Annotated in this window: 12 protein-coding genes; 9 read left to right on the top strand and 3 right to left on the bottom strand. The window is 56.7% G+C overall.

Features of this window, described 5'->3' with window-relative positions:
• Positions 1 to 110 precede the first annotated feature (110 nt).
• Both FDP08_RS08315 and FDP08_RS08310 read left to right on the top strand, forming a co-directional pair.
• On the top strand, positions 111 to 1,082 hold the full coding sequence (locus FDP08_RS08315) for a DnaJ C-terminal domain-containing protein (RefSeq protein ID WP_137435505.1): 972 nt from the start codon (positions 111 to 113) through the stop codon (positions 1,080 to 1,082).
• A gap of 12 nt (positions 1,083 to 1,094) precedes the next feature.
• Positions 1,095 to 1,439 carry a chaperone modulator CbpM gene (locus FDP08_RS08310; protein ID WP_137435504.1) on the top strand — a complete coding sequence of 115 codons (345 nt, stop codon included), beginning with the start codon at positions 1,095 to 1,097 and terminating at the stop codon, positions 1,437 to 1,439.
• A 137-nt stretch (positions 1,440 to 1,576) separates the two neighbouring features.
• On the opposite strand, the gene FDP08_RS08305 is transcribed toward FDP08_RS08310, so the two are convergent.
• Complete coding sequence (locus FDP08_RS08305; protein WP_137435503.1) at positions 1,577 to 1,747, bottom strand: DUF6435 family protein; 171 nt, start codon at positions 1,745 to 1,747, stop codon at positions 1,577 to 1,579.
• A 161-nt stretch (positions 1,748 to 1,908) separates the two neighbouring features.
• On the opposite strand from FDP08_RS08305, the gene FDP08_RS08300 reads away from it, so the two are divergent.
• From FDP08_RS08300 to FDP08_RS08290, 3 genes are all read left to right on the top strand, one after another.
• Positions 1,909 to 3,354 carry a DUF5666 domain-containing protein gene (locus FDP08_RS08300; protein WP_137435502.1) on the top strand — a complete coding sequence of 482 codons (1,446 nt, stop codon included), beginning with the start codon at positions 1,909 to 1,911 and terminating at the stop codon, positions 3,352 to 3,354.
• Positions 3,355 to 3,391: 37 nt separating this feature from the next.
• Complete coding sequence (locus FDP08_RS08295) at positions 3,392 to 4,249, top strand: DUF6502 family protein (protein ID WP_137435501.1); 858 nt, start codon at positions 3,392 to 3,394, stop codon at positions 4,247 to 4,249.
• Positions 4,250 to 4,343: 94 nt separating this feature from the next.
• Positions 4,344 to 5,852 (top strand): DUF5666 domain-containing protein, encoded by a 1,509-nt coding sequence (locus FDP08_RS08290; protein ID WP_137435500.1) that lies wholly within the window; start codon positions 4,344 to 4,346, stop codon positions 5,850 to 5,852.
• Here the strand turns inward: FDP08_RS08290 and FDP08_RS08285 are convergent.
• Positions 5,849 to 6,814: an NAD(P)H-dependent flavin oxidoreductase gene (locus tag FDP08_RS08285; RefSeq protein ID WP_137435499.1), complete on the bottom strand. Its 966-nt coding sequence runs from the start codon at positions 6,812 to 6,814 to the stop codon at positions 5,849 to 5,851. The genes FDP08_RS08290 and FDP08_RS08285 overlap by 4 nt on opposite strands.
• A gap of 108 nt (positions 6,815 to 6,922) precedes the next feature.
• On the opposite strand from FDP08_RS08285, the gene FDP08_RS08280 reads away from it, so the two are divergent.
• The 4 genes from FDP08_RS08280 (at position 6,923) to FDP08_RS08265 (ending at position 10,319) form a co-directional block, all read left to right on the top strand.
• Complete coding sequence (locus tag FDP08_RS08280) at positions 6,923 to 7,645, top strand: DsbA family protein (RefSeq protein ID WP_137435498.1); 723 nt, start codon at positions 6,923 to 6,925, stop codon at positions 7,643 to 7,645.
• Between the two features lie 168 nt (positions 7,646 to 7,813).
• Positions 7,814 to 8,374, top strand: a complete 561-nt coding sequence (locus tag FDP08_RS08275; protein WP_137435497.1) for a porin family protein — start codon at positions 7,814 to 7,816, stop codon at positions 8,372 to 8,374.
• Between the two features lie 182 nt (positions 8,375 to 8,556).
• Entirely contained in the window at positions 8,557 to 9,567 is a 1,011-nt protein-coding gene (trhO, locus tag FDP08_RS08270) for an oxygen-dependent tRNA uridine(34) hydroxylase TrhO (protein WP_137435496.1), read from the top strand.
• Positions 9,568 to 9,587: 20 nt separating this feature from the next.
• On the top strand, positions 9,588 to 10,319 hold the full coding sequence (locus FDP08_RS08265) for a DUF481 domain-containing protein (protein ID WP_137435495.1): 732 nt from the start codon (positions 9,588 to 9,590) through the stop codon (positions 10,317 to 10,319).
• 9 nt (positions 10,320 to 10,328) lie between these two features.
• On the opposite strand, the gene FDP08_RS08260 is transcribed toward FDP08_RS08265, so the two are convergent.
• Positions 10,329 to 11,276, bottom strand: a complete 948-nt coding sequence (locus FDP08_RS08260; RefSeq protein ID WP_137435494.1) for a YbgA family protein — start codon at positions 11,274 to 11,276, stop codon at positions 10,329 to 10,331.
• Positions 11,277 to 11,311 lie beyond the last annotated feature (35 nt).

The raw sequence follows: 11,311 nt of genomic DNA, 5'->3' as shown, positions 1-11,311 counted from the left end.
CGCATCAATTCTGATACGCCCCCACCTTGTAATTTCCACTTCCTCATCAAATATAGTGGTAGTAACCGGGTAAACAATGCCCAGCATTCTAAACAGGTGTGAGGAAAAGAATGGACTTCAAAGACTATTACGCCGTACTTGGTGTGAGTGAGTCTGCCTCCCCCGAGGAAATCAAAAAGGCCTACCGCAAACTGGCCCGGAAATACCATCCGGATGTCAGTAAGGAAGCTGATGCGTCCGACAAATTCAAAGACGTCGGCGAGGCCTATGAAGTGCTGAAAGACCCCGAAAAACGCGCCGAATATGACGAGCTGAAGAAATATGGTGCCCGGCAAGACGGGTCATTCCAGCCGCCTCCTGGATGGGAGAGTGCGTCCGGCTTTGGTGGCGGTGGTTATACTGAAGCAGATGCAGCGCAGTTCAGTGACTTCTTTGAGGAAATCTTCGGCGGTGGCCGTCGCAGGGGAGCCGGTCCGGGGGCTGGCTTCGGCGGGCAGCGCCACTCCATGCGCATGCGGGGTGAAGACGTTCACGCCCGGCTGGCGCTGTTCCTGGAGGAGGCTTTCCACGGCTGCGATAAGCAGGTGTCGTTCAGTGTTCATGAGCCGGATGCCCACGGCCGCGTAGTGCCACGTCAGAAAACCCTGAACGTGAAGATCCCCGCCGGCATGAGAGAAGGGCAGCATATCCGCCTGAAAGGTCAGGGCGCGCCCGGGATTGGTGGTGCGGAGAATGGCGACCTGTTTATTGAAGTGGAATACGCACCGCACCCCATGTTCACGGTAGAAGGGCGGGATATACTTGTGACCGTGCCCATTGCACCCTGGGAAGCCGCTCTCGGTGCCTCGGTCACGGTGCCCACCGTTGGCTCAAAGGTGAACGTGAAGGTGCCCAAGGGTTCTTCCAGCGGCCGTAAATTGCGCCTCAAGGGCAAAGGCCTGCCAGGCAAGCATCCGGGGGATCAACTTGTGGTGCTGCAGATTGTGATGCCGGAGCGGCACAGCGAAGAAGCCGAGGCGCTGTACAAGCAGCTGGCCGAGGCTGAAAAAGGGTTCAATCCACGCAGCAAACTGCATGTGTGAGCGGGGTGAAGGATGACTGATAAAGACCGGATTCTGAGCGCCGAACTGGTGGAACCAACCGCTACATTCACCTTGCGGGAGGTCTGCGAGCGTGGTGATTGCCATGCGGAGTTCGTTATCAAACTGGTGAACTACGGTGTGATCGCTCCTGTGGAGGAATCACCGGAAGCACGCCAATGGCAGTTCGATCTCGACGCCCTGGCTCGTCTCCGCAAGGCCCAGCGTTTGCAGCGGGATCTGAAGATGAACCTGCCTGGCCTGGCGATGTCGCTTGAGCTCCTTGATGAGGTCCAGGAAATGCGACGTGAAGTCGATCGCCTTAACCGGCAACTCAGGCAGTTTTTAGGCGACTCGTAGTCAGAAGGCCGGCTGGCACACCCCTGTTCAAAACCGTGGAGCGCCAGGGATGGCGCGACCGAGCCCTACAGGGACGTATTTACGGGCGTGTTTTGAACAGGGGTGTGCCAGCCGGCCCACCCACCAGGCAAAAAAACCTACTCCTTCTCTAATTTCTGCAGTTCCGCGTAAATCTTCTCAGCTTCCTCCATCAGCGTGCCATGGGTGCGCAAGTCGCCGTTGCGTTGGGCGTGCAGCGCCTTTTGCAGCTTCGCTTCATACGCTTTCTGCAGCTTTTTCTTCGGATCGCCCTTCAGAAATCCCAGCATTATTCTTCCCCTGTTTTCATTCGTGTGTTCAGTAGCTTACGCCCATGGGGCCGGAAAGTTCACAAAATCTTCATGTTCAGAAACTGGACAACTTCCAGAAATGGGAATATTTTCCCAATTATAGATTTGGGAAAATAATCCCAATGAATAGGAGAAGGCCGATGAAACGCAATCCTTTGGCAACAGCAATCAAAATGGCCATGACCGGTGTTATCGCAGGCTCCCTGGCCGCCTGTGGCGGTGGTGGTTCCGGTTCGTCCAGTAGTGACACCGCATCTTCCGGCGCCAGTGTCGGGCCGCTGTCCGGGTTTGGCAGTGTGTACGTAAATGGCACCCGGTTTAATACCAATGGCAGTGTTAACAGCGACGACGGTATCGAGCGGGAGACCCAGCTCGAGAAAGGTATGATTCTCAAGGTTCGTGGCCGCTGGGACGATGATGGACAGGGCGAGGCCGATCGCCTGGATTATGACGACACTCTCCGTGGCGAACTTCAGTCCGCTACCTGGAACGGTCCCGACCTGCTTGATGGTGACGGCACGCTGATAGTCGCCGGGCAGGAAATTCTGGTGGACGGGCAGACGGTCTTCAAGGGTGCCACGCCGGCAGAACTGAACGGTGTCAGCCCCGGCACCTACCGGGTTCGGATCAGTGCCTGGCGCCTTGATGATGGCACTTTCCGCGCCAGCTACGTGGGCGTGAAGCCGGTGAGCGATGATTTCGGCGATGCGAACGAAGTGGAAGTGGAAGGTGTGGTCCGCAACCTGGACACAGTCGCCCAGACCTTCCAGATCAACGGCATTGATGTGGATTACCAGAGCGCCGAGTTCGATGACGACCTGGAGCGGGACGATCTCGCAAACGGCATCGTTGTGGAGATTGAAGGTTATATCCAGAACGGAGTGTTGATCGCAGAGGAAATCGAGGATGAAGACGACCTTTTCGATGACGACGATGATGTCGAAATTGCCGGGGCCATTTCCGGTGACTACGACGATGTCAGCCGGCAGTTCAGCCTCAACGGAATTACTGTCCGGGTTAATAGCGGTACCGGGTTTGACGATGGCCTGCGGGAAAGTGAGCTTGGCGATGGCTTGCTGGTGAAAGTCGAGGGCAGTTTCCGTAACGGTGTGTTGATAGCCGAAGAGATCGAGTCTCGTGACGGTGATGCAGAACTGGAAGGTGTCATTGAATCGAAGAGTGACGACGAACTGGTCGTCAGCGGCGTTCGTGTGGTGCTGACCGGCAACACGCTCATCGAAGATGACGATGACGACAATGATGACAGCATCACGATGAGAACCCGCGATATTGAAAGCCTTCGTGCTGGCGATTTCATTGAGGTGGAAGGTCGCCAGCGCTCGTCCGGAGGCGATTACCTGGAAGCCATCAAGATCGAGCGTGAAGACGACGATGATGACGATGGCTATGAGATGGAAGGACGGGTAACAGCCGTTACCGACAGCTCAATTACGGTCCTTGGCCTCACATTGCTCCGCGGTGAGGCGGATTTCTCTGATATCAGCGTGGGGAATCAGGTAGAGATCGATTACCTCCGCAATACTGGCGGTGACTATGTGATCGACGAGATCGAGGAAGATGACTGATTGGTGCTGATGTCTTAATGGGAATACAATCCCAAATATGAAAAGCTCCGATACCACCCCCCTGCATAGGGCGCTGTATCGCATTCTGCGCCCCATGGCACGCCTGCTGCTCCGCAACGGTATTCCGTTTGCGGAGTTTGCGGAGCTGGTCAGGCGTGCCTACGTGGATGCCGCCCTGGAAGATTTCGCCGACAACCGTAAAAAACCAACGGATTCCCGCGCTGCGGTGATGACGGGCCTGACGCGAAAGGAAGTCAGAAAGCAGCGGGAAATCCTGGCAGGGGAACATGAGGGTACCCCGGGCGCCCGGCATGAAAATCGCGCCTCCCGCGTGGTCTCCGGCTGGGTTCATGATTGTGCATTCCAGACCGGTGAGGGCGCGCCGGCAGAACTTCCATTCGATGGCCCGCTCAGCTTCAGTGAGCTCGTGAAGCGCTACAGCGGCGACATGACCCCGCGAGCCGTCCTGGAAGAACTGATGCGGGTAGGCGTGGTGGCAACTGAGGCCTCCGGGAAGCTGGCATTGCGCCAAAGGGCTTATGTTCCGACGGGTGACAGCGAAGAAATGCTCCAGATCTTCGGTGAGGACGTATCAGATCTGATAGCGACCATTGATCATAATCTGGTGGGCAGTGGGGCTGACGGTCAGCCCCTGTTCCAGAGAACGCTGGTATACGACAATATCCCGCCGGAAGTCATGGGGCGCTGGCGCCGGTATGCGGCGCAACAGTCGCAGGCCATGCTGGAACAACTGGACAAGTGGCTCGGCCCCCATGACCGAGATATTGCAGGCCATGGTGAAAACAAGGCGACCGGGGAAGCTGTCAGAACCGGAGTGGGCATTTTCTACTTTGAAGACCCTGTTCAGCCAGATGTCAGTGGAGAACAGGAATGACGAACCGTGAAACCTTTCCACAAACCGGGCACTGCTGGCAGCCCACGGATCTGGTAACCACGCTGTTATTCGCCAGTGCCAGGGAGACACCCCCATGAAACCGAAGTCCATCCACCTGATTACCCGTTTTTCGTTAAGCGCACTGGCCATCGGTATCCTGACCGCATGCGGAGGCGGTGGCAGTGACAACCTCGATGTCGCGGACGGCGGCATCCGTGGCACGGGGTCCAGTGTGGGGCCGGTTTCGGGGTTCGGCAGTGTGTTTGTTAACGGGGTCCGGTTTGATACCGGCAGTCTGAACGGACAGGTTCAGAGCGATGACGGCATAACCACAGAGTCGGAACTGGACGAGGGAATGATTCTGCGGGTTGATGGTGAATGGCGGGATGATGGTCAGGGTACGGCTAACCGCGTTGAGTATGACGATACGCTCCGGGGAGAGGTCGTCATTACGCAGCCGTGGGACCCGGCAACCAAGACCGCCAGGCTCAGCATGTATGGCCTGGTTGTTCACATCGATAACCAGACGGTGGTAAAAGGCAAACAGGTTATCGAGCTGATCAGCGGCGATTTCGTCAGGGTCAGCGCCTGGCGACTGCCAAATGGGGAGTTCAGGGCCAGCTTCGTGGGCGCTCTTTCAGACTCTGCATCGGGGACCTTTGACCAGGAAAATGAAATTGAACTTGAGGGCCAGGTCAGCAATTTTGATGCGGACCTGTGCAGATTCGAAATAGGAGATATTACGGTCGCGTGTGACCGTGATGATACCGGGTTTGACGGAATCGGCATTTCCGAGCTTGCCGGCAGCCCCTTTGTTGAGGTTGAAGGAAGCTTTGAAGGTGATGTGCTCTTCGCCAGTGAGATTGCAGAGGACGATCTTCGTCGATATCGCGGGGGGGATGACGATGACATCGAATTTGCCGGTCCGGTGAGCTTGGCAATTAATCCGCAAACCCGCCTTTTCGAGATCAACGGCCTGTTTGTCCGAGTGACCGACGATACCGAGTTTGACGACGGGCTGACCGACGAGGACCTAACGCCTGATCTTCTGATTCAGGTGGAAGGCGAATTCCTCGACGATGGGACGGTTGAAGCAGAAGAAATCACGCTGCGCGAAGGCGAGTCAGAAGTTGAGGGGCGCATTGGCGTCAACAGTGTCAATGTGAATGATCAGAGCTTCCGAATCGGAGGTGTTCTGGTTCAGGTCACACCTCTTACCGCCATGGTCCGCGAGGATGAAAACAACATCAGACTCGAGGATCTTGGTGGCCCTGAACAGGTTGAAGTCAGCGGTGTCGAGCGAGTCAACACCGATGGGGGTGTTTACCTCGAAGCATTCAAGGTTGAGATTGATGATGACCAGGCTGACGGAGAGTTCGAGCTGGTCGGTCGCTTGCGAAGCATCCAGGGTACTGCATTTAATGTTCTGGGCGTAAGCATCGAGACCAACACTGGTACAGAGTTTGACGACACCACCTTTGATGCTTTACTCAGCCTGGTCGATGACGGAGAGCGCCCTCTCATCGAGGTCGAATACGATCAGCTCAACAATGGAAACCTGGTGGCCACCGAAATCGAACTCGAAAAAGATGACGACGACTAATCGCAAAGCCGCGAACGGGCTTCCCGATATTCGTTGCCAATACGTTCAACCAGATTACTGACCGAAACCACATCCGTAATCTGGCTCACCCCCTGGCCGGCGGACCAGACGGTTTTCCAGGCTTTGGCCTCGTCATCCACCGGCTTCAGCTTTTCACCGTAGTCGAGCTCTGCCACCTGGTTCAGTTTGTCCATGGGGTAGCCTGCCGCTTCCAGGCTCTGGCGCATGAAGTTGGCAGGAATACCTGAAACCGCCGGGGTATGAATGATGTCCCCGGATACCGCCTCAATAATCATGTTCTGGTAGGCCGCTTCCGCCTGTGATTCGGTCGTGTTGATAAACCGGGTGCCCATGTAGCACAGGTCAGCGCCCATGGCCTGGGCTGCCAGAATATCTTCGCCTTTGGACAACCCGCCAGCGAGCAGGATAATACCGTCAAACACCTCGCGAATTTCATGCACCAGCACGAACGGGTTGATGGTGCCGGCATGGCCGCCCGCGCCGGCGGAGACCGCTATAATGCCATCCACTCCCGCTTCCGCTGCCTTGTGGGCGTGTTTCTGGTTGGTCACATCGTGGAAAACCAGGCCGCCGTAGCTGTGCACAGCTTCGGTCACGCGGGTGGCGGCGCCAAGGGAAGTGATCACAATGGGCACCTGGTGTTTCACGCACAGTTCCAGGTCAGCCTCCCAGCGTGGGTTGGTGCGGTGGACAATCAGGTTGACCGCATAGGGCGCGATTCTCTGGTCCGGATGGGTCTGGCGGAAATCTTCCAGGCCCTCGTTCATCTGAATCACCCATTTCTCGAAATCCTCGCTGCTGCGCTGGTTCAACGCGGGGAAGCTACCAACGATGCCCTGTTTGCAGCAGGCAAGCGCCATCTCCGGGCCGGAGATCAGAAACATCGGTGCCGCAACCAGGGGAAGGTTCAGCGAGTTTGTCAGTGATTCAGGTAACGCCATGAGAATTCCTTAATTTCTGTTGGAACTTATGTACGGTATAAAGGATCTTAGCGTGCTCGTTACCGCCTGAAAACGATCAGAAACGAATAAACAACAAGGAGCTCCATCATGGGCGAAGCAAAAAGAAGACAGGAAACCGGTGCGCCACCGCCCCGCAAGCAGAAAGATCGCAAGCCACTCTATGCCGGCCTTGGCGTTATTGTTCTGGTGTTTGTTGCGGTTGGTGTGTTTTTCCTCACCGCAAGCCCGTCCCCCACATCCGATGAACTGCCGGTTGCAGCCCCCAACGCCGATCCGTTTCCTGCAGAGCTGGACCGTTACGGGGTATCAATGGGTGACGATGACGCGCCTGTGGTAGTGCGGGAGTTTGCGGATTACCAGTGCCCGGCGTGTGCGCGCTTTTCAGACGCCACCCAGCAGTTGAAGCAGGACTATGTCGACTCTGGCAAGGTACGCTTTGTGTACTTTGACCTGCCGCTTCAGCAACACGACAACGCCATGCCTGCCGCCCAGGCGGCACGCTGTGCCGGTGACCAGGGCGCCTACTGGGAAATGCATGACCAGCTGTTTGATATGCAGACCGAGTGGAGTGGTTCCGGTAGCCCCATAGACACCTTCAGCCGGTACGCGAATGACCTGGGACTTGAAGATCGCAGGTTCCGCCGTTGTATGAATACCGACCTGCACATTGAAGAAATCGAGCAGAGCCGGCGCGTAGCCATGCAACTCCGTGTCACCAGCACGCCAACCGTGCTCGTCGATAACGTCCGCCTGACCCGCCCGGGCTGGGGGCAGCTATCCGCCGTTGTCGAGCGTGAACTGGCTGACTGAGGGCTCTCACTCCTTGTTCAAGTTCCTGAAAACTCCCGCTCTGCGGGAGTTTTTTGTTTGGCCTCAAAGAAACGGAGTGAAAAATGAATTATTATCCACCCGCCCGAAAAGTGATGGATAAACACATGTGGTTGGGGTCGCTGGGCTGGCCCTATAAAGGAGTAAGCAATGAAGAACAAGATTGTTTTGGGGTCTGCGCTTGCCGTATTGGCGTCATTTGCATCCGGTGCTTCCGCTCAGGACGCTGTTGAAGGCGGCTATGTCGGCCTGAATTATGCCTTCCTGACTTATGAGGAAGACGGTATTTCCGAAGAATTCGATCTGGGCGCACTGGTCGGAAAAGCCGGCGTGCGGATCAACCCCTACCTCTCCGCCGAGTTCCGTGCCGGTTTTGGCGCCGGGGATGACTCAACCAGCTTCAATGACGTCTCCCTTGACCTGGAACTCGATTACATGGTCGGTGGCTATATGGCGCTGGGTCTTCCTAACGAAAGCCCCGTCTATCCCTACGTTATTGTTGGTGCGACCAAGGGTGAGCTGACAGTATCGGCGACCGGACCTGGTGGCTCAGCCAGTCTTTCAGAGTCGGAGTCCGACATTTCCTATGGCCTGGGTGCCAACCTGAACATCAATGAAGATTTCCAGGTCAACGGCGAGTACATGCAGTATATCGACAAGGACGGCGCGGAAATCTCAGGCGTCTCCATCGGTTTCGCAGTACTGTTCTGATCTGCATCAGCACGTGATTTCCCGGCGCCCTCCCGGGTGCCGGGTTCTGCTCAGAATTGCCCCTGTAACTCCCCGTAATACTTTCCTGCGCCCGGATTCGTTAGAATGGCCGCCTCGCGCCCTTGGGCGATTATTAACCATGCTCCGGATTTACGGTCCGGCCCGCAGGAGTAACCAGACTCATGAGCCAGGATGTTGTTGTCTGCGCGCTATACAAGTTCGCAGTTCTGAATGATTACAAAGCCCTTCGCCAGCCGCTGCTGGACCTGATGCTTGAAAGAGATGTGCACGGCACCTTGCTGCTCGCCCGTGAAGGCATCAATGGCACCATCGCCGGCAGCCGTGCGGGTGTGGATGCCATCCGCAATTGGCTGGACGCCGATGAGCGATTTGAGGGCATCGATTACAAGGAATCCTTTGTGGATATCCAGCCCTTCAAGCGCACCAAGGTGAAGCTGAAGAAAGAGATCGTCACCATGGGTGTGGAAGGTATCGACCCGAAACGCATCGTGGGCACCTATGTGGACGCGAAGGAGTGGAATGATCTGATCTCAGACCCGGATGTAATGGTTGTGGACACCCGTAACCAGTACGAAGTGGAGATCGGAACCTTCGAGAATGCCAGGAACCCGGCTACGGATACCTTCCGCGAGTTCCCCGAGTATGTGAAGGAGAACCTGGATCCGTCAAAGCACAAGAAAGTTGCCATGTTCTGCACCGGGGGCATCCGTTGTGAAAAATCCACGGCGTTCCTGAAAGAGCAGGGCTTTGAGGAGGTGTATCACCTCAAGGGTGGCATTCTCAGGTACCTGGAAGAAGTTCCGGAATCGCAGAGTCTGTGGCGCGGTGAGTGCTTTGTATTTGATGACCGGGTAACGGTGAACCACAAGCTGGAGCGAGGCGAATACGACCAATGCCATGCCTGCCGCCGGCCGATCACCGAGGAAGACAAGCAGCGCCCGGAGTATGAGCAGGGGGTGAGTTGTCACCGCTGTATCGACTCGCTGACAGAGGCGCAGAAAGCCCGCTTTGCCGAGCGTGAGCGGCAGATGCGTCTGGCTGAGGAGCGTGGCGAAGCCCATGTCGGTGGCGATGCTGCGCGCATCATTGCAGAGCGAAAGGCCCGGAAAAAGGCAGAGCGTGAACAGCAAGCCCGAAAAAGCGCCCTTGGCGGGCGTCGCGCCAGATCCTGACCCTTAAACGAGGAGATTTCATGCAGTTCAGAACAACCGTTGCACTTGTTTTACTGGCCATGTCACCCCTGGCATTCGGTGACGACATTGAAAGTTGGGACGGTGAGGGTGAGGTTGGTGTCCTGATAACCTCGGGCAACACAGAGGAGACCAACATTAACAGCCGCATTGCGTTGAAATACGAAGAGGCTGAATGGCGCAACACGGGTGAGTTTCGCTCTGCCTACTCCCGGTCAGACGATGTCACCACTGCCGAGAAATACCGGGCGAATCTGCAGTCCGACTACAAGTTCGAGGGCAGTCAGTACGTATTTGTCCGTGGCGCCTACGAGGACGATCGTTTCTCCGGGTACGATTTTCAGTCCTCCCTGACCACCGGTTACGGTAACCAGATCTGGCAGCGCGGTGAGGACTCCTTCCTCGACCTGTCGGCTGGTCTCGGTTACCGGTTCAACAAACTGGAGGAGCCTGATTCAGACGGCAACCGGGACGAAGAAGAGGCCATCGCCCGGCTGGCGGGCCAGTTCGACTGCGCGTTGTCTGAGAATGCCCTGTTTCGCCAGAAGCTGAGCACAGAAATTGGGCTGGACGAAAACAACACCGTGACAGAGTCCGAAACCTCCTTGCAGGCCACGGTTGTTGGCAACCTTTCAATGAAGCTGGCCTACCTGGTGCAGCATATTTCGGATGAGCCTGAGGGTGCAGACGATACCGATACCGAAATCTCCCTGTCGCTGCTTTACGGCTTCTGATTCGAGCCGTTAAACACGGTTCCGGAGCCCCAGCTCGTCCGGGTAGGGGGTCAGATACTTCTGGGTATGGAGGTAATCCACCGGTTCCCGCCGCTGGGCCATCCGCAGCAGCGTCATCGGCACCACCAGGGGCACTTCACCCCGGTGGTAAGCCTCGATCTGCTCCATCAGCACCTTCCGGTCTTCATCCGCCATGGAATCACGCAGGTAGCCCATCAGGTGCTGCATGGCATTCACATGGGAGCCGCGGCTCACCCGCAGGGTCATTGCTTCCATGAAGGAGGCAATGTATCGGGCAGCAATGTCTTTCAGCGGCTCTGATTTCAGATCTCCGAGCATCGGCCCCAACTGGCGGTAGATTTTCTCGGAGTGGGCCAGCAGCTGGAATTTGTGGCGGGTGTGGAACTCAATCAGGGCACGGGCAGTGAGGTTGTCACCGGCCACGTTCTGCATCCAGTCATCGTAGGCGAACACACGTTCAACGAAGTTTTCCCGCAGTGCATCGTCGTTCAGGCGACCTTCTTCCTCCACCGGCAGCAACGGGTAGTGATGCATAAGCGCCTCCGCAAACAGACCCCGGCCATCGCGGCGGGTCACATTGCCATCAGCGTTGTGCACCTTGATGCGCTCCATGCCGCAACTGGGTGATTTGGCCATCAGGATATATCCGCGAAGATCCGCCAGAGTGGGCATTACCTGGTCGATAAATCCCTGCATGGCGTCGGTATGGTCTGCCGTGCCTTTGGATTCGATCAGCCTCAGGCCATCCTTGTATTCCCGCAGATGGATGGCGGGGCGGGGCACACCCAGCCCTGCTTCCAGCTCCGGGCAGATGGAGCGGAAATCAAAATGGCGGGAAAGCACCTGGGTGCAAAAGCGGGAATGCTTGTGGCCGCCATCATGGCGGACTTCCTTGCCCAGCAGGCAGGTGCTGATACCAACGGGAATGCCTGTCACAGTCTGTCTCCGGAATTAAAAGGTACCTGACAGGT

It is taken from the genome of Marinobacter panjinensis (assembly GCF_005298175.1).
GTDB lineage: Bacteria > Pseudomonadota > Gammaproteobacteria > Pseudomonadales > Oleiphilaceae > Marinobacter > Marinobacter panjinensis.
This window is presented reverse-complemented; position numbering and strand designations above follow the sequence as displayed.